21 protein-coding genes and 2 pseudogenes are annotated in these 20,285 nt (G+C 68.3%); 11 read left to right on the top strand and 12 right to left on the bottom strand.

Annotated elements, in window-relative coordinates; translation table 11 throughout:
- Positions 1 to 29 precede the first annotated feature (29 nt).
- Genes BLP62_RS08115 through truB form a run of 4 tightly spaced genes read right to left on the bottom strand, consistent with a single transcriptional unit; the run spans position 30 to position 3,981 of the window.
- Complete coding sequence (locus BLP62_RS08115) at positions 30 to 1,595, bottom strand: DAK2 domain-containing protein (RefSeq protein ID WP_093007627.1); 1,566 nt, start codon at positions 1,593 to 1,595, stop codon at positions 30 to 32.
- Positions 1,588 to 1,929 (bottom strand): Asp23/Gls24 family envelope stress response protein, encoded by a 342-nt coding sequence (locus BLP62_RS08110; protein ID WP_093007589.1) that lies wholly within the window; start codon positions 1,927 to 1,929, stop codon positions 1,588 to 1,590. The genes BLP62_RS08115 and BLP62_RS08110 overlap by 8 nt, the downstream gene beginning before the upstream one ends.
- 1 nt (position 1,930) lies before the next feature.
- Positions 1,931 to 3,040, bottom strand: a complete 1,110-nt coding sequence (gene ald / locus BLP62_RS08105; RefSeq protein ID WP_093007587.1) for an alanine dehydrogenase — start codon at positions 3,038 to 3,040, stop codon at positions 1,931 to 1,933.
- Positions 3,041 to 3,042: 2 nt separating this feature from the next.
- Positions 3,043 to 3,981: a tRNA pseudouridine(55) synthase TruB gene (gene truB / locus BLP62_RS08100; RefSeq protein ID WP_093007585.1), complete on the bottom strand. Its 939-nt coding sequence runs from the start codon at positions 3,979 to 3,981 to the stop codon at positions 3,043 to 3,045.
- 36 nt (positions 3,982 to 4,017) lie between these two features.
- On the opposite strand from truB, the gene BLP62_RS08095 reads away from it, so the two are divergent.
- Genes BLP62_RS08095 through BLP62_RS13755 form a run of 7 tightly spaced genes read left to right on the top strand, consistent with a single transcriptional unit; the run spans position 4,018 to position 9,038 of the window.
- A complete protein-coding gene (locus tag BLP62_RS08095; RefSeq protein ID WP_093007583.1) occupies positions 4,018 to 4,806 on the top strand; it encodes an enoyl-CoA hydratase/isomerase family protein in 789 nt (262 codons plus the stop codon).
- Positions 4,803 to 5,510: a pseudouridine synthase gene (locus tag BLP62_RS08090; protein WP_093007581.1), complete on the top strand. Its 708-nt coding sequence runs from the start codon at positions 4,803 to 4,805 to the stop codon at positions 5,508 to 5,510. The genes BLP62_RS08095 and BLP62_RS08090 overlap by 4 nt, the downstream gene beginning before the upstream one ends.
- On the top strand, positions 5,507 to 6,052 hold the full coding sequence (gene hpt, locus BLP62_RS08085; RefSeq protein WP_093007579.1) for a hypoxanthine phosphoribosyltransferase: 546 nt from the start codon (positions 5,507 to 5,509) through the stop codon (positions 6,050 to 6,052). The genes BLP62_RS08090 and hpt overlap by 4 nt, the downstream gene beginning before the upstream one ends.
- The gene (locus BLP62_RS08080; RefSeq protein ID WP_093007577.1) at positions 6,049 to 6,717 is read left to right on the top strand and encodes a queuosine precursor transporter; all 669 of its coding nucleotides are present in this window, start codon (positions 6,049 to 6,051) and stop codon (positions 6,715 to 6,717) included. Before hpt ends, BLP62_RS08080 begins: the two co-directional genes overlap by 4 nt.
- A complete protein-coding gene (locus BLP62_RS08075; protein WP_093007576.1) occupies positions 6,714 to 7,601 on the top strand; it encodes an aldo/keto reductase in 888 nt (295 codons plus the stop codon). Before BLP62_RS08080 ends, BLP62_RS08075 begins: the two co-directional genes overlap by 4 nt.
- Before the next feature lie 11 nt (positions 7,602 to 7,612).
- Positions 7,613 to 8,839, top strand: coding sequence for an adenylosuccinate synthase (locus BLP62_RS08070; RefSeq protein WP_093007574.1), 1,227 nt, complete (start codon positions 7,613 to 7,615; stop codon positions 8,837 to 8,839).
- A gap of 19 nt (positions 8,840 to 8,858) precedes the next feature.
- Positions 8,859 to 9,038 (top strand): hypothetical protein, encoded by a 180-nt coding sequence (locus BLP62_RS13755; RefSeq protein WP_093007572.1) that lies wholly within the window; start codon positions 8,859 to 8,861, stop codon positions 9,036 to 9,038.
- On the opposite strand, the gene trpD is transcribed toward BLP62_RS13755, so the two are convergent.
- The 8 genes from trpD to BLP62_RS08025 form a co-directional block, all read right to left on the bottom strand.
- Entirely contained in the window at positions 9,035 to 10,024 is a 990-nt protein-coding gene (gene trpD / locus BLP62_RS08060) for an anthranilate phosphoribosyltransferase (protein WP_093007570.1), read from the bottom strand. The two genes, BLP62_RS13755 and trpD, sit on opposite strands and share 4 nt — an antisense overlap.
- Positions 10,012 to 10,593, bottom strand: coding sequence for an anthranilate synthase component II (locus BLP62_RS08055; protein WP_093007568.1), 582 nt, complete (start codon positions 10,591 to 10,593; stop codon positions 10,012 to 10,014). The genes trpD and BLP62_RS08055 overlap by 13 nt, the downstream gene beginning before the upstream one ends.
- Before the next feature lie 67 nt (positions 10,594 to 10,660).
- Positions 10,661 to 12,049: an anthranilate synthase component I gene (trpE, locus tag BLP62_RS08050; RefSeq protein ID WP_093007566.1), complete on the bottom strand. Its 1,389-nt coding sequence runs from the start codon at positions 12,047 to 12,049 to the stop codon at positions 10,661 to 10,663.
- A 147-nt stretch (positions 12,050 to 12,196) separates the two neighbouring features.
- On the bottom strand, positions 12,197 to 13,747 hold the full coding sequence (gene pruA / locus BLP62_RS08045; protein WP_093007564.1) for an L-glutamate gamma-semialdehyde dehydrogenase: 1,551 nt from the start codon (positions 13,745 to 13,747) through the stop codon (positions 12,197 to 12,199).
- Between the two features lie 9 nt (positions 13,748 to 13,756).
- A complete protein-coding gene (locus BLP62_RS08040) occupies positions 13,757 to 14,680 on the bottom strand; it encodes a proline dehydrogenase (protein ID WP_093007562.1) in 924 nt (307 codons plus the stop codon).
- Positions 14,677 to 15,336, bottom strand: a complete 660-nt coding sequence (locus tag BLP62_RS08035; protein ID WP_093007560.1) for a GntR family transcriptional regulator — start codon at positions 15,334 to 15,336, stop codon at positions 14,677 to 14,679. Before BLP62_RS08035 ends, BLP62_RS08040 begins: the two co-directional genes overlap by 4 nt.
- 78 nt (positions 15,337 to 15,414) lie before the next feature.
- A complete protein-coding gene (locus BLP62_RS08030; protein ID WP_241374208.1) occupies positions 15,415 to 16,251 on the bottom strand; it encodes a CsgG/HfaB family protein in 837 nt (278 codons plus the stop codon).
- A gap of 79 nt (positions 16,252 to 16,330) precedes the next feature.
- Positions 16,331 to 17,248, bottom strand: a complete 918-nt coding sequence (locus BLP62_RS08025; RefSeq protein WP_093007556.1) for a DUF4032 domain-containing protein — start codon at positions 17,246 to 17,248, stop codon at positions 16,331 to 16,333.
- Between the two features lie 97 nt (positions 17,249 to 17,345).
- Here BLP62_RS08025 and BLP62_RS08020 point away from each other — a divergent pair, with 97 nt between their 5' ends.
- The 4 genes and pseudogenes from BLP62_RS08020 to BLP62_RS14080 form a co-directional block, all read left to right on the top strand.
- Positions 17,346 to 18,533, top strand: coding sequence for a glycine C-acetyltransferase (locus BLP62_RS08020; RefSeq protein ID WP_093007554.1), 1,188 nt, complete (start codon positions 17,346 to 17,348; stop codon positions 18,531 to 18,533).
- On the top strand, positions 18,534 to 19,784 hold the full coding sequence (locus BLP62_RS08015) for a TaqI-like C-terminal specificity domain-containing protein (RefSeq protein ID WP_093007552.1): 1,251 nt from the start codon (positions 18,534 to 18,536) through the stop codon (positions 19,782 to 19,784).
- A pseudogene (locus tag BLP62_RS14085) lies at positions 19,753 to 19,905 on the top strand (TaqI family restriction endonuclease); the annotation flags it as partial. The gene BLP62_RS08015 and the pseudogene BLP62_RS14085, both read left to right, overlap by 32 nt.
- Before the next feature lie 105 nt (positions 19,906 to 20,010).
- Positions 20,011 to 20,285, top strand: a pseudogene (locus BLP62_RS14080) (IS982 family transposase); the annotation flags it as partial.

The raw sequence follows: 20,285 nt of genomic DNA, 5'->3' as shown, positions 1-20,285 counted from the left end.
GGCCGGGGCGAGGTTGGGGTTTTCTTTAGCTACTCCAGCACGCCCAGATAGGCGTAGAGGTCGGGCCCGCCGGGGAGGATCTCCACCGCGAGCTCGGGGAACTTCTGCGCCACCTCCTGGGCCTTTTCCGGAGGGGTGTTGGGCCCGAGGAAGAGGGTGAGGACCTCCTTGCCCTCCTGGGCCAGGCGAATAAGGCCTTCCAGGACCTCCTCGGGGGTCTCCCCCACCAGGACCAGCTTCCCGTCCAGGAGGCCGATGGGCTTGTCCTTCAGGACCTTTAGGCCGTCCAGCTCGGCGTCGCGGCTCGCCCAGGTGACCTCGAGGGTCACCGCCCCCTTCATGGCCTCCTCCATCTCGGGAAGGAGCTCCTCGGGAAGGGCCTCCGGGGTGTAGCGCACCGCCGCCGCCAGGCCCTGGCCCAGGGTGCGGGTCTTGAGCACGTGGACCTCCTTCCCCGCCTCCTTGGCCAAAGCCGCCGCCTGCTCCGCCGCCAGGAGGACGTTGGGGTTGTTGGGGAGGAGGATCACCTTGGGGCTTGGCACGCTCCTGATGGCGGCGAGGAGGTCCTCCACGCTGGGGTTTTGCGTCTGCCCCCCGGCCACCACCCGCGCCCCCAGGCTCCGGAAGACCCGGGCCACCCCGTGCCCCGGGGCCACGGCCACCAGGCCCGTGGGGGGCGGGGCCTCCTCCAAAAGCCCCGCCATGGCCAGGATCTCCGTGTGCTGCTCGGCCATGTCCTCCACCTTGGTGCGCACCATGCGCCCGAAGCGGGCTACGGTGGCGAGGAGGCCGTCGGGGTCGTTCGTGTGGATATGCCCCTTCACGTACCCCTCGGCCCCCACCACGAGGAGCGAGTCCCCGAAGGGGGCCACGGCCTCGCGGATCTTCTCTATGGGCACCTCCACCCCCTCCATGAGGAACTCCGTGCAGTAGCCGAACTCCTCCGTGGCGAAGGCGGTCTGGGCGTAGCGCTCCACCTTTGGGGGCTCAGGGAGGGGAAGCCTTAGGGCGTAGCCCCGCAGGCCCTCCAGAAACCGCACGTACCCCGCCCCGCCCGCGTCCACCACCCCCGCCTGCTTGAGGACGGGCAGGAGCTCGGGGGTCTTTTCCAGGGCTTGGCGGGCGGCCTCGAGGGCGCTTTCCAAAACCACTTCCAGGGTCTCCCCCCTAGCCCCCTCCCCCGCCGCCTTGGCCACGGTGAGAATGGTCCCCTCCACGGGGCGCATCACCGCCCGGTAACCCGCCTGCGCCCCCTGGCGCAGGGCCTCGGCCAGGGCCTCGGCGTCCAGGACCTCCCTTCTCCGGATGGCCTCGCTGAAGCCCTTGAGGATCTGGGAGAGGATGACCCCGCTGTTCCCCCGGGCCCCGAGGAGGGACCCGTAGGCGATGGCCCGGGCCACCTCGGCCATCTTGGAGGTGTCGGCGAGGTCCAGCTCGCGCCGGGCGGACTGGAGGGTGAGGTGCATGTTGGTCCCCGTGTCCCCGTCGGGCACGGGGTAGACGTTGAGGGCGTTGAGCTCCTCCACGTAGACCCCAAACCAGTCCGTGGCGTAACGGAAGGCCTCCGCCAGGGCCTCGGGGGTCCAGCTAGCCACGCCCCACCCCCACCACATGGACCCGCACCTGGGAAAGCTCCACCCCGGCGAGCCTCTGGGCGGCGAAGGCCACCCGCTCCGCCAAGGACTCCACCACCGTGGGGATGCGCACCCCCGGGGCCACCACCACGTAAAAGTCCGCCTGGTACTTCCCCGGGGCCTGGGGGTCCGGGCGGACTAAGACCCCTTCGCTCGCCTCCTGCCGCCCGAGGATCCGCACCACCTGGTCCTTGAGCCCGGCGGGGGCCATCCCCACCACCCCGGGCACCTCGTGGGCCGCCAGGGCCAGGAGGGAGGCGAGGGCGCTTTCGGTGAGGGTCACGCGGCCTTGCATCCTACCTCCTCAGGGCCTCCTCCGGAGGCGTGTAGGGGAGGCCGAAGGCCTCGGCCACCCCGGGGTGGGTGAGGAGGCCTTTGTGGGTGTTGAGGCCCTTCCGAAGGGGCTCGTCCTCCAGGAGGGCCTCGAGGCCCTTCTCCGCGAGCTTCAGCACGTAGGGCAGGGTCTGGTTGGTGAGGGCGAAGGTGCTGGTCCTGGGCACCGCCCCCGGCATGTTGGCCACCCCGTAGTGGACCACCCCGTCCACCACGTAGGTGGGCTCGGCGTGGGTGGTGGGGCGGATGGTCTCCACGCACCCCCCCTGGTCCACGGCCACGTCCACGATGACCGAACCCTCCTTCATGGTGGGGAGCATGTCCCGGGTGACGAGCTTGGGGGCCTTGGCCCCGGGGACGAGCACCGCCCCGATGAGGAGGTCGGCGTGCTGGACGCTCTTCTTGATGTTGGCCTCGGTGGCGGTGAGGGTCACCACCCGCCCGCCGAAGACGTCGTCCAGGTACTGGAGCCGCTTGTGGTTCACGTCCAGGATGGTCACCTGGGCCCCCATCCCCAGGGCGATCTTGGCGGCGTTGGTGCCCACGGTCCCGCCGCCCAGGATCACCACGCTGGCCGGGGCCACCCCCGGCACCCCCCCGAGGAGGACCCCCCGTCCCCCCTTGGGCTTCTCCAGGAACTGGGCCCCCACCTGGGGGGCCATGCGCCCCGCCACCTCGCTCATGGGGACGAGGAGGGGCAAGGAGCCGTCGGGAAGCTGGACCGTCTCGTAGGCGATGCCCGTGACCCCGCTTTGGAGCATGGCCTCGGTGAGGGCGCGGTCCGCGGCCAGGTGCAGGTAGGTGAAGAGGATGAGCCCCTCCCGCAGGAAGGGGTACTCCTCGGGCAGGGGCTCCTTCACCTTCACCACCATCTCCGCCCCCCAGGCCTCCTCCCGGCCCACGAGCTGGGCCCCGGCCCGCTCGTACTCGGCGTCGGTGAGGCCGGAGCCTAGCCCCGCCCCCCGCTCCACCAAGACGGTGTGCCCCCGCCGCACCAGGCTCTCCGCCCCCCCGGGGGTGAGGGCCACGCGGTTCTCCATGGTCTTGATCTCCTTGGGTACGCCGATCACCATACCTAGACCTCCTTCACGAAGACGCGCTTGATCTTGAGTTTGAAGCCGTCCCCCTCGGCGATGGCTAAAAGCCGCCTGCGGGAGTCCACCAAGGTCACGTAGCCCAGGGCGGGGATGGGAAGGGGAATGCCCTCCAGGACACGCCTGGCCTCGGTGTGGGAAAGCTCCACCACGGGGAAGGAGAGGGCGTCCACCTCGGGGATGGCCTTGTCGGGGGCAAGCTCCTTAAGGCTCACCGCCCGCTCCAGGCCGATCTTGCCGATGCGGGTGCGCACGAGCCCCGAGAGGAAGGCCTTGGTCCTGAGCTTTTCCCCGAGGTCCCGGGCGAAGGCCCGCACGTAGGTGCCCGGCCCCACCACGAGGCGCACCACGGCGGTGGGGTAGGGCCCCAGGGGCTTGGGAAGCTCCACCTTCCTCCCCCCCTTCTCCGCCAGGCGCCACCCTTTGGCCGAGGGGGCCAGGGGATGGGGCAGGGGCTCGGGGTCCAGGGCCAGGAGCTCCACCTCGAGGTACCGCACGGGCCTTGGGCCAAGCTCCAGGGGCTTTCCCTCCCGGGCCGCCTCGTAGGCCCGCTTCCCCCCCACCTTGATGGCGGAGTAAAGGGGGGGCACCTGCTCCTTGACCTGGAGGAAGGAGGCCAAGGCGGCCTCCAGCTCCCGGCGGTCAAACCGCACCGGGGCCTCCTCGCTGATGGGCCCCTCCGCGTCCAGGGTGGGCGTGGTGGCCCCGAAGGAGACCCAGGCGATGTACTCCTTGTCCTCCCCCGAGAGGAAGGGGACGAGCTTGGTGGTCTCCTCGGAGACCAGGAGGAGAAGCCCGGTGGCCAAGGGGTCCAGGGTGCCCGTGTGCCCCACCCGGCGGGTGGCAAGGCGCTTCCTCGCCTCCTCCACCACGTCGTGGGAGGTGAGGTGGAGGGGCTTGTCCACCGCGAAGAGGGCCATGCCTAGGGGATTGTATCACCGCCCTAGAATGGGAGGGTGGACCTACAAGAGCGGTACCCTAGCCTCGGCTTCGCCTGGCCCCGGCCCGGGGTGCTGGAGCTCACCCTGCGGGGGGAAAGGCTTAACGCCCTGGGGCCCGCCGCCCACCGGGAGCTCGCCCGGGTGTGGCGGGACCTCGAGGCGGTGGAGGGCCTGAGGGCCGTCCTCCTACGGGGGGAAGGCGGGGTCTTCTCCGCCGGGGGCTCCTTCGGCCTCATTGAGGAGATGCGGGCCTCCCGCGAGGCCCTCCTCCGGGTCTTCTGGGAGGCCCGCGACCTGGTGCTCGGGCCCCTCAACTTCCCGAGGCCCGTGGTGGCGGCGGTGGAGGGGGTGGCGGTGGGGGCGGGGCTCGCCCTGGCCCTCGCCGCCGACATCGCCGTGGTGGGGAAGGGGGCGAGGCTTCTTGACGGCCACCTCCGCCTCGGGGTGGCGGCGGGGGACCACGCCGTCCTCCTCTGGCCCCTCATGGTGGGCATGGCCAAGGCCAAGTACCACCTCCTCCTGAACGAGCCCCTCACGGGGGAGGAGGCGGAGCGCCTGGGCCTCGTGGCCTTGGCGGTGGAGGACGAAAGGGTCTACGAGAAGGCCCTGGAGGTGGCGGAAAGGCTCGCCCAAGGCCCCAAGGAGGCCCTCCACCACACCAAGCACGCCCTAAACCACTGGTACCGGAGCTTCCTCCCCCACTTTGAGCTCTCCTTGGCCCTGGAGTTCCTGGGGTTCTCCGGGGAGGAGCTGGAGGAGGGCCTAAGGGCCCTCAAGGAGAAGCGCCCTCCCCGCTTCCCATGAAGCCCTTTCGCCTCCAGGCCTTCCTCGCCCGGGCCGGGGTGGCGAGCCGGCGCAAGGCGGAAGACCTCATCCGCCAGGGGCGGGTGCGGGTGAACGGGGAGGTGGCGGTCCTCGGCCAGAAGGTGGGGCCTGGGGACCTCGTGGAGGTGGACGGGAAGCGGGTGGAACCCCCCCAAGAGCGGGTGGTCCTCGCCCTAAACAAGCCCAAGGGGTACACCACCACCCGCCGCGACCCCCACGCCCGGCGCACCGTCTTTGACCTCCTCCCCAAGATCCCCGGCCTCCACCCCATAGGCCGCCTGGACCAAGACTCCGAGGGCCTCCTCCTCCTCACCAACGACGGCGACCTCACCCACCGCCTCACCCACCCCCGCTTCGGGGTGCGGAAGGTCTACCGGGTCTGGACCGAGGGGGGGACGCTGCCCAAGGAGGTGTGCAGGAGGCTCCTTTTGGGCGTGGACCTCGAGGACGGCCCCGCCCGGGCCCTCGCCTGCCGCCCCGTGCCCGGGGGGGCCCTCCTCACCCTGGCAGAGGGCAGGAAGCGGGAGGTGCGGCGGATGCTTAAGGCGGTGGGCTACCCGGTGCGGCGCCTCCTGAGGCTCCAGGTGGGGCCCGTCCGCCTCGGGGACCTCCCCCCCGGGAAGTGGCGGAGGCTTTCCGAGGAGGAGGTCAAGGCCCTCCTCCGGCTCGTGGGGCTAGAATGAAGGGCATGTTCACGCCGGGCAACGGACCCGTGCAGATCAGCGCCGAGGCCATAAGGAAGCGGGTGGAGGAGCTCGGGGGGGAGATCGCCCGGGACTACCAGGGCAAGACCCCCCACCTCGTCTGCGTCCTGAACGGGGCGTTCATCTTCATGGCCGACCTGGTGCGGGCCATCCCCCTCCCCCTCACCCTGGACTTCATCGCCATCAGCTCCTACGGGAACGCCTTTAAAACGAGCGGGGAGGTGGAGCTCCTTAAGGACCTCCGCCTTCCCATCCACGGCCGGGACGTGATCGTGGTGGAGGACATCGTGGACACGGGGCTCACCCTCGCCTACCTCCTGGACTACCTCGAGGCCCGGAAGCCCGCCTCCGTCCGCGTGGCCGCCCTCCTCTCCAAGCCCAGCCGCCGCCAGGTGGAGGTGCCCATCCACTACCTGGGCTTTGAGATTGAGGACGCCTACGTCTACGGCTACGGCCTGGACCGGGCCCAGTTTGACCGCAACCTGCCCTTCATCACCTCCATCCGCCCGGAGGAGGAATGAGGTACCTGGACCTCCTCACCGCCCTCTTCGCCACGGTCCTCCTCGTCTCCAACGTGGCCTCCACCAAGCTCGTGGTCCTGGGGCCCTTCACCTTTGACGGGGGCACCCTCCTCTTCCCCCTGGCCTACATCTTCGGGGACGTCCTCACCGAGGTCTATGGCTATAAAAGGAGCCGCCGGGTCATCTGGACGGGCTTCTTCGCCCTCCTCCTCGCCACCCTCACCTTCCAAGCGGTGGCCGCCCTCCCCGCCCCGCCCGACGCGGAGAGCCAGCGCCTCGGCGAGGCCTTCGGCCTCCTCCTCGGCCTCACCCCGAGGATCGTCCTGGGAAGCCTCACGGCCTACTTCCTCGGGGAGTTCGCCAACGCCTACGTCCTCGCCAAGCTGAAGGTGCGGACGGAGGGGCGCTTCTTCTGGCTCCGGGCCCTGGCCTCCACCCTGGTGGGCCAGGGGCTGGACACCGGGGTCTTCCTCCTCGTGGCCTTCTATGGGGTCTTCCCGAGCGAGGTCCTCCTCGCCGTCTTCCTCTCCAACTACGCCTTCAAGCTCGGGGTGGAAGCCCTCATGCTCCCCTTCACCTACGCCGTGGTGGGCTTCCTGAAGCGGGCCGAGGGGATGGACGTCTACGACCGGGACACGGACTTCAACCCCTTCCGCCTGACATGAACCCTCTTTTTGGACACGCCATGGGCGTGGGCACCTGGGCCTGGGGGGACCGGCTTTTCTGGGGCTACGGCCGGGGCTACGGGGAAAGGGAGCTCTTTGGGGCTTACCGGGCGAGCCTCGAGGCGGGCCTCCGCCTCTTTGACACCGCGGAGTTCTACGGCTTCGGCCTCTCGGAGAGGCTCCTTGGCCGCTTCATGGCGGAGGGCGGGGAGAGGCCCTACCTCGTCACCAAGTTCTTCCCCTACCCCTGGCGCCTCTCCCGGAAGGACCTGCAAAGGGCCCTCCGGGGAAGCCTCCTGCGGCTTGGGGTGGAGGCCGTGGACCTCTACCTCCTCCACTGGCCCTGGCCCCCCGTGCCCTTAAGGGTCTGGGCCGAGGCCCTGGCGGAGGCCTACGAGAGGGGCCTGGCCCGGGGGGTGGGGGTGTGCAACGTCTCCTTGGCCCAGCTGGAGGAGGTGAGGGGGGTCCTCGAGGCCCACAGGGTGCCCCTTCTCGCCCTCCAGGTGGAGTACAACCTCCTGCAAAGGGCCTGGGAGCCCCACCTCCCCCAACTGCGCCGGGAGGGCATCGCCCTCATGGCCTACAGCCCCCTGGCCATGGGCTGGCTCACGGGGAAGCTGAGCCCGGAAAACCCCCCGAGGGACTACCGGGGGCGCAAGTACCGGCCCTTTCTGGGAAGGCTCAAGGGGCTTCTCCCCCGCCTCCTCCGCCTGGCGGAGGCCAAGGGGGTAAGCCCTTCGGCCATCGCCCTCCGCTACCTCGTGGAAAAGGGCGCCCTCCCCATCCCGGGAGCCAAGAACGAGGCCCAGGCCCGCGCCAACGCCGAGGCCCTAAGGATCGCCCTCACCCCGGAGGAGTTGGCCCTTCTGGAGGAAGGGGCGTAAGCTTTAGGGGGATGCCGGGGATCGCCATCATCGGGGCGCAGTGGGGAGACGAGGGCAAGGGCAAGGTGGTGGACGCCCTGGCCCCCGAGGCGGACTACGTGGTCCGCTACCAGGGCGGGGCCAACGCCGGGCACACCGTGGTGGCCGAGGGCAAGGTCTTCAAGCTCAACCTCCTGCCCTCGGGGGTCATCCACCCCCACGCGGTGAACGTCCTGGCCGACGGGATGGTCATTGACCCCTTCCGCTTCCAGGAGGAGGTGGAAGGCCTGCGGAAGGAGGGGTTTGACCCCAAGATCCTGGTCTCGGAAAGGGCCCACCTCGTCCTCCCCCACCACAAGCACGTGGAAAGCCGCCACAACTTCGTGGGCACCACGGGGCGCGGCATCGGCCCCGCCTACTCCGACCGGGCGAGAAGGGTGGGGATCCGGGCCGGGGACCTCCTGGACGAGGCCACCCTGAGGGAGAGGGTGCGCCGCCTCCTCGCCGAGAAGCCCAACTCCACCCGGGAGGCGGGCTGGGACACGGAGGAAAAGGCCCTCGCCGACCTCCACCGCATGCGGGAGATCCTAAGCCCCTACATCGCCGACACGGGGGCCATCCTCCGGGAGGCCTGGCGCAAGGGGAAGCGCCTCCTCTTTGAAGGAGCCCAGGCCACCCTTCTGGACCTGAACTACGGCACCTACCCCTACGTCACGAGCTCCCACCCCACGGTGGGGGGGGTCCTGGTGGGCACGGGCCTCTCCCACAAGGCCATCACCAAGGTCTACGGCGTGGCCAAGGCCTACGCCACGAGGGTGGGGGAAGGCCCCTTCCCCACGGAGCTCCAGGGGGAGCTCGCCCAGTACCTCCGGGAAAAGGGGGGCGAGTACGGCACCACCACGGGAAGGCCCCGCAGGGTGGGCTGGCTGGACCTGGTGGCCCTCCGGTACGCCTGCGAGGTGAACGGCTTTGACGGCCTCGCCCTCACCAAGCTGGACGTGCTCTCCGGGCTGGAGAAGGTGAAGGTGGCCGTGGAGTACCTGGACGGGGCCCGCCCGGGGGAGGCGAGCCCGGAGGCGGTGCGCTACCTGGAGCTTCCGGGCTGGGGCGACCTCTCCCACGTGAAGCGCCGGGAGGACCTCCCCGCAAACCTCCTCCGTTACCTGGAGCTCGTGGAGGAGCACACCGGGGTCCCCGTGGTCCTCTTCTCCACGAGCCCGAGGCGGGAGGACACCTTCGGGGCGGTGAGCTGGGTGTAAATCCCAGGAGGCGAGACGGGTGGGGGTCTACCGCCGCCTGCCCGACGGCGGTTGGCGCTACGAGGTGGTGGAGGCGGGCCTGGACCTGGAGGAGCTTTACGTGGGCCTAAGCGCCCGCACCTTGATTTCACCCCAGACGCCGGCGGTAGGGCTTTGCGAAGCCCCTTTTTGGGGCTCCCGCTCTGGCGCAGGCACTTAGGCCCTGAGGAAGGCCACGTAGCGCTCCAGGAGGAGGTAGGCCTCCCCCGAGGCCAGGACCTCCCGGGCCAACGCCACCCCCTCCTTCAGGGAGGGGGTTTTCCCCGCGGCGTAGAACCCGGCCCCCGCGGCCAAGGCCACGGCGTCCGCCAGGGGGCCCTCCTCCTCTCCCTTGAGGAGGCGGCGGGCGAGGGCCGCGTTCTCCTCGGGGCCGCCTCCTTTTAGGGCCTCGAGGGGGGCCCTCCTTAGGCCCACCTCCTCGGGGGTGAGGGTGTAGGCCCCCTTCCCCACCTCCACCACCCGGTTCTCCCCGAGGACGAGCTCGTCCGCCCCCTCCCCGTGGACCACGAGACCCCGGGCCCCAAGCCGCTCCAGGGCCTCGGCCATGGGGGCGAGCCACGCGGGGCTAAAGACCCCGAGGACGTACCGGTCGGCCCCGGCGGGGTTGGTGAGGGGCCCGAGGAGGTTGAAGACGGTGCGCACGCCAAGCTCGGCCCGCACCGGGGCCACGTGGCGCATGGCGGGGTGGAAGACCCGGGCGAAGAGGAAGCCGAAGCCCAGCTCCTCTATGGCCTCTTCCACCCTCTCAGGAGGGGCCTCGAGGTCCACCCCCAGGGCCTCGAGGAGGTCCGCGCTCCCCGCCTTGGAGCTCGCCGCCCGGTTCCCGTGCTTGGCCACGGCCACGCCCCCCGCCGCCGCCACCAGGGCGGCCAGGGTGGAGAGGTTGAGAAGCCCCTTCCCATCCCCCCCGGTGCCCACGAGGTCCAAGAGGGGGCGCCGGTGCACCTTGAGGGGCCTCGCCGCCTCCCGCATGGCCCGGGCCATGGCGGCGATCTCGTGGGGCCGCTCCCCCCTCAGGCTCATGGCCACCAAAAGCCCCGCCGCCCGCACCGGGGAGACCTCTCCCGCCATCAGGGCCCGCATGACCTCGTAGGCCTCGCCCTCCTCCAAAACCTCGCCCAGAATGGCCTTCTTCACCGCGTCCATGGGTCCTCCAGGAAGTTCTTGAGGATGAGTTTACCCGCCTCCGTGAGGTAGCTTTCCGGGTGGAACTGCACCCCGTGGGTGGGGTAGTCCCGGTGGCGGAAGCCCATCACCGTCCGCCCCCCCGCCTCCTCCGCCCAGGCGTTCACCACCAGGGCCTCCGGCACCTCCGCCACCGCCAGGGAGTGGTAGCGGGTGGCGGGGAAGGGGCTAGCTAGCCCCCGGAAGACCCCGGTGCCGTCGTGGTGGATGGGGCTCACCTTGCCGTGCATGAGGACGGGGGCGGGGACCACCTTCCCCCCGAAGGCCGCCCCGATGGCCTGGTGCCCGAGGCAGACCCCCAGGATGGGGTAGCGCGAAGCGTAGCGCTGGATCAGGGGGATGGAAAGCCCGGCCTCAAAGGGGGTGCAGGGCCCGGGGCTCACCAGGATCCGGTCCGGGTCCAAAGCCTCCACCTCCTCCAGCCGGAACTGGTCGTTCCGCCACACGATGGGGCTTGCCCCGAGCTCCCCCAGGTACTGCACCAGGTTGTAGGTGAAGCTGTCGTAGTTGTCCACCACCAAGACCCTCATAACCTCCCTCCCCTTCGCTCCGCCAAGGGCAATACCCGCCAGGCCTCCTTGCCGGCATGGGGTGGGATCATAGCCCCTCCTCCGCCATCTCCACCGCCTTGAGGAGCGCCCGCGCCTTGTTCAGGCATTCCTGGTACTCCCTCTCCGGCACCGAGTCCGCCACGATCCCCGCCCCCGCCTGGACGTGCATCCAGCCCTTGGCCACCACGAAGGTGCGCAGGGTGAGGGCCATGTCCATGGCCCCGTCGTAGGCGAGGTAGCCGAAGCTTCCCCCGTAGGGCCCCCGGCGGTGGGGCTCCAGCTCCTCAATGATCTCCATGGCCCGGATCTTCGGGGCCCCGGAGACCGTCCCCATGGGCAGCACGCTGGCCAGGGCGTCCAAGGGGGTCTTCCCCTCGGCCAAGACCCCTTCCACCGTGGAGACGAGGTGCATCACGTGGGAGTAGTACTCCACGTGCATGGGCTCGAGGACCCGCACCGTGCCGAAGGCGGCCACCCGGCCAATGTCGTTGCGGGAGAGGTCCAGGAGCATCACGTGCTCCGCGACCTCCTTCTCGTCCTTAAGGAGCTCCTCGGCAAGCCTCTTGTCCTCCTCCTCGTCCTTCCCCCTCGGCCTCGTGCCCGCGATGGGCCGGGTGACCACCCTTCGGCCGTCCGAGCGGAGGAGGCTTTCGGGGCTTGCGGAGACCAGGACCACCTCCCCCAGGTCCAGGTAGCCCATGTAGGGGCTTGGGTTCACGCTCCTCAGGGCCCGGTAGAGGGCGAAGGGGTGGACGGTGAGGGGGGAGGAGAGCCGCAAGGAGAGGACCACCTGGAAGATGTCCCCGGCCCGGATGTAGTCCAGGGCCTTTTCCACCGCCTTCAGGTAGTCCTCCCGGGAAAAGTCCTCCTGGAAGCGGGCCCTCCCCCCCGCCCTCTCCCCCGGCACCCCGGGCAAGGGGCCCTTGAGCCTCCTTTCCGCCCAGAGGAGGCGGGATTCCGCCTCCTCGGGGTCCTCCCCCGGGGCCACGAGGTGGAGGAGGTTCTTGAGGTGGTCAAACACGGCCACCACCTCGGGCTCCACGAAGAGGAGGTCGGGGAGGCCCAGGTCGTCGGGCTTGAGGCTTGGAAGCCTTTCGTAGTAGCGGATGAGGTCGTAGGCGGCGTAGCCCACCACCCCGCCGAAGAAGGGGGGGAGGTCGGGGGGGCGCTCCAAGGGGGCGTAGACCCGCTCGTAGAGGGCGCGCAGGGGGTCTTGGGCCTCCACCCGCTCCCCGTTCACCGCGAAGACCCCGTCCTTCAGGCGGAAGGTGCGCCGCGCCCCCACCCCCACGATGGAGAAGCGGCTTTGGCGCCCCCGCTCCACCGACTCCAAGAGGAAGCTCACGGGGGCCTTCTCGGAGAGCTTCAGGTAGGCGGTCACCGGGGTCTCCAGGTCCGCCAGGAGGGTCTTGCGAAAAGGCCTTATGGTCTCCATGCCACCCCCTAAAGAAACCCCCCGGGGTGTACCCCGGGGGAAAGGCCGCCTCCCTCCCGGGGCCTAGCCGGGCCACCAGAGGAGGGAGGCAAGGCGCATGTTCCCAGAATAGCCCAAGCCCCCCCTGGCGTCCAGGGGAGCCGGGCCTCAGAACCTTTCGGCCACGGTCTTCATCTGCAGGAAGTGGAGGAGGTAGTCGGGGCCCCCGGCCTTGGTGTCCGTGCCGGAGAGGTTGAAGCCGCCGAAGGGCTGGACCCCCACCAGGGCCCCGGTGATCTTGCGGTTGAGGTAGAGGTTCCCCACGTGGAACTCCCGCCTGGCCCGTTCCAGGTGCTCCCGCTTCCTGGAGTAGACCCCGCCCGTGAGGCCGTAGAGGGTGTCGTTCGCCACCTCCAGGGCCTCGGCGAAGTCCTTCACCCGGATCACGGAAAGCACCGGGCCGAAGATCTCCTCCTGGGCGATTCTGGCCTTGGGGGGCACCTCGGTGAAGACCGTGGGGGCGATGAAGTACCCCTCTCCTTCCAGGCGCTTCCCCCCGAGGACGAGCTGGCCTTCCCCCTTGCCGAGCTCAATGTAGGAGAGGATCTTCTCCTCCTGGGCCTTGGAGGCCACGGGGCCGAGGTCGGGGTTCTCCTCCGCCGGGCCCACCGAAAGCCTCCTTGCCCCCTCGAGGACCCGCTCCATCAGGGGCTCAAAGGCCTTCTCGGTGACGATGAGGCGGCTCGCCGCGGAGCACTTCTGCCCCTGGAAGCCGTAGGCGGAGACGAGGATGCCCTCGGTGGCGGCGTCCAGGTCGGCGGTCTCGTCCACGAGGATGGCGTCCTTCCCCCCGAGCTCCAAGAAGACCCGCTTGAGCCACCTTTGGCCCGGGGCCAGCTTGGCCGCGGCCTCTTGGATGTAAAGGCCCACCTCGAGGCTTCCCGTGAAGTTGATGAACCGGGTCCTGGGGTGCTCCACCAGGTAGGCCCCCACCACCTTCCCCTCCCCCGGAAGGAGGTTCACCACCCCCGGGGGGAAGCCCGCCTCGTGGAAGATCTCAAAGACCTTGGCGGCGATGACCACCGTGTCCTCGGCGGGCTTGGCCACCACGGTGTTCCCCACCACCACGGGCCCGGCGATCATCCCGGTGAAGATGGCGATGGGGAAGTTCCAGGGGGCGATGACCACCCCGGCCCCCAGGGGGATGTAGAAGCTCTCGTTGTCCTCCCCGGGGTAAGGCACCACCTCCACGGAGGGGTACTTGTACTTCAAGGCCTGGCGGGCGTAGTACTCCAGGAAGTCTATGGCCTCGGCCACCTCGGCGCTGGCCTCCACCCAGTTCTTGCCGATCTCGTAGACCAAGGTGGCCTCCAGCTCCCGCCGCCTCCTTTTCATGAGGGCCGCGGCCTTGAGGAGGAGGCGGCTTCGGTCCTCCTGGGGCCAGTCTTTCCAGGTGGCGAAGGCCCTCCAGGCGGCCTCGAGGGCGGCCTCGGCCTCCGCCTTTCCCGCCTTGGCCACCGTCCCCACCACCTCCCTCGGGGCCGAGGGGTTGAGGGAGGCGAGGCGCTCCTTCGTGTCCACCCACTCGCCCCCGATGTAGAGGGGCCAGTGGCGGCCGAACTCCGCCCGGACGCGCCTCAGGGCCTCCTTCATCTCCCGTTTGGCCGCCTCGTCCTTGAAGGTCTCCACCGGCTGGTTGCGGAAAGGCTCCACCGTCATGGGCTCCTCCTAGCCTCCAAAGAGGCTTCTCAGCACCAGAAAGAGGTTCTCGGGGCGCTCGGCGATGCGGCGGGCGAGGTAGGGGTACCAGTGGGTGCCGTAGGGCACGTAGGCCCGCACCGTGTACCCTTCCCGCGCAAGCCGCCTCTGCTCCTCGGGGCGCACCCCGTAGAGGAGCTGGAACTCAAACCGCTCCTTGGGAACCCCCATGGCTTGGGTGTAGCGCTTGACCTCGGCGATGATCCTGGGGTCGTGGGTGGCGAAGGCCACGTAAAGCCCCTCCCTTAGGGCGAGCTTCCCCAGGTGCAGGTACTCGGCGTCAATGAGGCGCTTGTCCGGGAAGGCCACCTCTTTGGGCTCCCGGTAGGCCCCCTTCACCAGGCGGAGGTTGGGGCGGTAGGGAAGGAGGTCCAAGAGGTCCTTCTCCGTGCGGTAGAGGTAGCTTTGCAGGACGACCCCCACCTGGGAAAACCCCTCCTCCCTCAGGGCCTTATAGAGGCGCAAGGTGGCCTCCACCCGGGGGGAGTCCTCCATGTCCAGGCGCACGAAGACCCCCCGGGGCTCGGCCTCCCTCAGGACCTCCCGCAAAAGGGAGAGGGCGAGGGCCTCGGAAAGGTCCAGGCCGAGCTGGGTGGGCTTAAGGGAGACGTATTTAGGCCAGGGCCTTTCCGCAAGGGCCCATACGAGTTCCAAAATGCCCCGTTGGAAGGCCCGGGCCTCCTCCTCGGTCTTCACCCCCTCGCCCAGAAGGTCCAGGATGGCGTGGACCCCCTCCCGCTCCAGGGCCTCCGCCGCCTGAAGGGCCTCCTCCAGGGTCTCCCCCGCCACGTAGCGCCGCACCAGGCCCTTGGCCCGGTCCTTGATGAGGCGCTCCACCCGCGGGTTTCCCGCCACGCCTAGCACGAAGGAACGGTAGGCCAGATCCAGGTTCATGCTCCTCCTTTCAGCCGCCCCACCACCAGGTCGCGGAAGCGGAAGACGTGGGCCTCCACCGCCCGCCTCGCCCCCTCGGGGTCCCGGGCCCTTAGGGCCTCGAGGATCGCCCGGTGCTCCCGCCTCGTGGCCTCCTCCTGGGAGAGGGTGGGCAGGGCGCTCCGGGCCAGGGCCAGGGTGGCGAGGAGGTCCTCGTAGAGGCGGTAAAGCGTCCGGTTTCCGGATAGCCGCACCAAGGCGCGGTGGAACTCCAGGTCGCGGCGCATCTGCTCCGGGTAGTCTTCCCGGGGGGCCTCGTCAATGGCCCGAAGGAGGCGCTCAAGCTCGGCGAGTTCCCAGGGCGTGGCCCTAAGGGCCGCCTCCCGCGCCGCCTCCCCCTCCAAAAGGGCCCGCACCCCGTAGACCTCCTCCACCTCCTCGGGAGCGAAGACCCTAACCCTCGCCCCCCTCCCGGGGACGAGCTCCACCAGGCCCTCCTCGGCGAGGCGCATCAGGGCCTCCCGCACGGGGGTGCGGGAGACGCCGAGCTCCTGGGCCAAAAGGGGCTCGGAAAGCCTCTCCCCCGGGGCAAAGCGGCCCGAAAGGAGAAGGTCCTTGAGGTGGCGGTAGACCGCCTCGCGCACCTGGTTGGGGCGGCGGAAGCCCAGGGCGTGCATCCTGTATACAGAATGCAGCGAAAAGACCGGAACGTCAAGCGGGGAGCGGCCTTAAGGCCGCTCCCCATCCTCACACACCTACTTCGCAGGTTGAGGCACAGGCTGCCCGTCCGGGCCGTACTTGAAGTAAGAGGGGGGGATGCGACGGATCAGCTCTTCAACCGCCTTGCCCACCATCACAGCCAAGGCCTTACCCATGGGGGTTTTCTGGTACTGGCTCAAAGCGCCACCCAAGGCAGCCCCGGGTACCAAGGCTCCAAGCAAGCCCCCAAAGTCCGTGTCCGAAGCCTCTCCCTCCACCCGGAAGGCGGCCACCACAGCTCCCGTGCGAACATCCACCGCACGGAAGTCCACGGCCACGTAGGCCTTCTTTTGACCTCCCGTAACGGCTCCCAAGAGGCCTCCAATTAACCCACCGCCTCCACCACGGGTACCGCCGGCGTCCGGCTCAAAGGCAGTGATGGTCCCGGTGATCAAAATCTCCGCCCCCTGCAGTTGCTGAGCCTGATTGCCGATTTGGCTCTCTTTTTGCAGCTGATCTAGGATAGAGCGCTCGTAGACGATAAAGTGGTTGGAGTTAATAAGAGTAGTGGTAAGCATATCGGCAATCCCAGCCCCAACATCGCCCTTGCTGGTGGACACCTCGATGCCGAAAAGCTTACCCAAAACGGCCGCACCCACTTGGGACGAATCCACACCAGGACCGCACTTTTCCGCCTTACACGGGAATGAAGCCACAACTACCTTCGCCCGAGGCCCCGTGTAGGTGGCATAAGGGTTGTCCGGGGAAAGCCCCGAATCCACCTTGGTCGTCACCTGGGGTGCGCAAGCGGCCAGGGCAAAAGCGCTCAGAAGAAACCAAGCCCTCTTCACTGTAGGCTCACCTCCCTTTTGACCCTTGACCTTACCCCACACAGCTTGGGGCTAGGGTGAGCCTAAGGGGAAAACCAAAGAGAAGCGAGTGCATATGCACTTGACACGGCAATTCGGGCCGCTAAAATTCTTCTCTCCCCTTCGCCAAGAAAAAAGCCTTCAACTGGCGCTTAAGCCCCCCGCCGAGCCGCTTCCACACGCCCCCGAAGCGGGCTTCGTAGCTCTCCGCCGCCCCTTCGGGACCGGGGTCCACCCCGAGCTCCTGGGCCAGGAAGTAGCGGTGGTCCATGACCCAGAGGTAGAGGTCGGCCTCGGTGCGGCCCGGGAAGTCCCTGAGGAGGCCCAGGCGGCGGATGGCCTCCACCGTGGGCTTGTAGAGGTTCTGGTACCAGTCCACCACCGCCTCCTCCCAAGGGATCTCCCGGCCCTCCTCCAGCCCCTTGAAGTAGCGGCGGGTGGCGATGTGGTCCAGGAGGAGGTCGTAGCGGCCCAAGGTGGTGAAGCGGATCTCCTCCGCCTCGGGAAGGAGCTCCTTGAGCCGGGTCTTCTCCAGGAAGTGGGCGTACTCGGCCTTGAGGAGGAGGTCTTTGGGCGTGTCCCCGGGCTCCACGGGCACGGGGACGTCCAGGGCGATGACGTGGGCGTCAATGAACTTCTGCCCCGTGGCCTTGGCCAGGGCCACCCGGTGGTTCCCGTCCTTCACGAAGTAGGCCTCCCCCACCTGGTAGACCTCTATGGGGGGAAACTCCACCCCTTCAAGCTGGAGGGCGCGGAGGCGCTTCCAGCGCTCCAGGGTGTGGGGGGTCTTGGGGAGGAAGTGGCGGTCAAAGTCCTCGTAGCGGTCCACGGAGCCCACCACCTTGTCCACCTCAATGGTCTGGAGGCCCAGGTGGTGCTCCCCTTTGGGCCTCAAGGCGAGGGCCTGGTGGAAGGGAAGGAGGAGGTTCGGCTCCCCCCGCAAGCGGTGGAGGAGCTCGTGGAGCTTCGCCCGGCGCTCCAGGCGCTCGGCCTCGGTTTCGGCTTGCAGCTCGGCCCTCATGGAACCGCTACCACCTCCCATCCTTAGGGTAGCGCTTTTCGGTCAGAGGAAGGTGAGGCCCTGGACAGCCCCGGGGCCAAGGCGGTTAGATAAGGCCATGAGCCTGGACTTGCGCGCACGCGTCTGCGAGGAGCTGGAAAGGCTCAAGCGGGAGGGGCTTTACATCTCCCCCAAGGTCCTCGAGGCCCCCCAGGAGCCCGTCACCCGGGTGGAGGGGCGGGAGGTGGTGAACCTCGCTTCCAACAACTACCTCGGCTTCGCCAACCACCCCTACCTCAAGGAGAAGGCCCGGCAGTACCTGGAAAAGTGGGGGGCGGGAAGCGGGGCGGTGCGCACCATCGCCGGCACCTTCACCTACCACCTGGAGCTGGAGGAGGCCCTGGCCCGCTTCAAGGGCACGGAAAGCGCCCTCGTCCTCCAGTCGGGCTTCACCGCCAACCAGGGGGTGCTGGGGGCGCTTCTCCAGGAAGGGGACCTGGTCTTCTCCGACGAGCTGAACCACGCCAGCATCATTGACGGCCTCCGCCTCACCAAGGCCACCCGGCTGGTCTTTCGCCACGCGGACGTGGCCCACCTGGAGGAGCTCCTTAAAGCCCACGACACCGAGGGGCTCAAGCTCATCGTCACCGACGGGGTCTTCTCCATGGACGGGGACATCGCCCCCCTGGACCGGATCGTCCCCCTGGCCAAGAAGTACGGGGCGGTGGTCTACGTGGACGACGCCCACGGCTCGGGGGTCCTCGGGGAAAAGGGGAAGGGCACGGTCCACCACTTCGGCTTCCACCAGGACCCGGACGTGGTCCAGGTGGCCACCCTCTCCAAGGCCTGGGCGGGGATCGGAGGGTACGCCGCGGGGGCCCGGGAGCTCAAGGACCTCCTCATCAACAAGGCCAGGCCCTTCCTCTTCTCCACAAGCCACCCCCCGGCGGTGGTGGGGGCGCTTCTTGGGGCGCTGGAGCTGATAGAGAAGGAGCCCGAGCGGGTGGAAAGGCTCTGGGAGAACACCCGCTACTTCAAGCGGGAACTCGCCCGCCTGGGCTACGACACCCTGGGGAGCGAGACCCCCATCACCCCGGTCCTCTTCGGCGAGGCCCCCCTGGCCTTTGAGGCGAGCCGCCTCCTCCTGGAAGAGGGGGTCTTCGCCGTGGGCATCGGCTTCCCCACCGTGCCCCGGGGGAAGGCGAGGATCCGCAACATCGTCACCGCCGCCCACACGAAGGAGATGCTGGATAGGGCCCTCGAGGCCTACGCCAAGGTGGGGCGGAAGCTCGGTATAATCCGCTAAATGCTCTTCCCTCCTTCCCTCCCTCCCACGCCCTCCGGGCGGAGCCTGGGCCGGGTGGAAACCCCCCCCGAGCTGGTGCGCTTCATGGTGGGGCTCGCCGAGGCCCCGAAAGGGGGGAGGGTCCTGGAGCCCGCCTGCGCCGATGGGCCCTTCCTCCGGGCCTTCCGGGAGGCCCACGGCACCGGCTACCGCTTCGTGGGGGTGGAGATAGACCCCAACGCCCTGGACCTCCCCCCTTGGGCGGAAGGGGTGGTGGCGGACTTCCTCCTCTGGGAGCCCGGGGAAGCCTTCGACCTCATCCTGGGCAATCCCCCTTACGGCATCGTGGGAGAGGCTTCTAAGTACCCCATCCACGTCCTCAAGGAGGCCAAGGGGCTTTACAAGAAAGCCCTTTCCACCTGGAAGGGCAAGTACAACCTCTACGGGGCCTTCATCGAGAAGTCCGTGCGCCTCCTTAGGGCGGGGGGAACCCTGGTCTTCGTGGTCCCGGCCACGTGGCTTGTTCTGGACGATTTTTCCCTCCTCAGGGCGTTCCTGGCCCGAGAAGGGCGAACGGAGGTCTACTATTTGGGGGAGGTCTTCCCCGGAAGAAAGGTGAGCGCCGTGGTCCTCCGGTTCCGAAAGGGAGGAAGGGGCCTCGCCCTTTGGGACACCCGAAAGGAAGGGGAAGGCTTCATCCCCTTCCTGTGGAGCGAGGACCCCGAATGGAATGGGGAAATCATCCGCTTCGAAACAGGGTGGACCAGGGAAATGGAGGCCTCCGGGACTCCTCTAGGTAGCCTGTTCCACATCCGCTTCGCCGCCAGGAGTCCGGAGTTCAAGAAGCATCCCGCCGTTCGAAGAGAACCGGGAGCAGGCCTCGTTCCTGTCCTAACGGGAAGAAACCTAAAGCCAGGATGGATAGACTACGAGAGCAATTACTCTGGCCTCTGGATGCCCAAGGAAAGGGCCAAGGAGCTTAGGGACTTTTACGCCACCCCCCACCTGGTGGTGGCCCACACCAAAGGGACCAAAGTGGTGGGCGCTTGGGACGAGAAGGCCTATCCGTGGAGGGAAGAGTTCCACCTTCTGCCCAAGGAGGGCGTGAAGCTAGACCTCCTGTTCTTGGTAGAGTGGTTAAACTCCGAGAAGATGCAAGTGTATGTTAGAACCCTTTACCGGGATTTTGTGCCGCATTTGACGCTAAGGATGCTGGAGCGGCTTCCTGTGAGGAGGGAAAATGGCTTCCGGACAAACCCAAGCAGCTCTTGAGGCTTTCGAAAACTTTCTCGGACGTTTGGACCTTGATGCCTACCAGCGCAAGTACCGACCCATCAAAACGGTAGAACAAGACCTGCCTAGAGAGTTAAATCCCCTTCCAGACCTATACGAACACTACTGGAAGCCCGATGGGGACGACCCTTCCTTTCCCAGCTACGAAGACTTCTTTAACCCAAGTTGCTACCTATCCCCTGGATCTGAAAAAATAGTGGCCGCTATGCTTTCCCGTCTCATAGCGGCCTTTTGCATTATAGACGACGCCCTGCAAGCCATGGGCTACAAGGATGACCCCCAAGCCAAAACGCCCGCCTCCGCCATCCTCACCCTCGCCCTCCTTGCCGCCCTAGAGTTCGGCGGCAAGCACAACAAGGCCCTGGCCCTCGCCAAAGACCTCGGCCTCTTCACCCACGTCCCCTCCCCAAGCCGCTTCAACCGCAGGCTCCACGCCCTCTACCCCCTCCTTCTCCCCCTCCTCCACCTCCTGGCCCAGGT

It is taken from the genome of Thermus arciformis, assembly GCF_900102145.1.
Taxonomy (GTDB): domain Bacteria; phylum Deinococcota; class Deinococci; order Deinococcales; family Thermaceae; genus Thermus; species Thermus arciformis.
The sequence above is the reverse complement of the archived record's forward strand: the minus strand, read 5'-3'. Positions and strand labels throughout refer to the sequence as shown.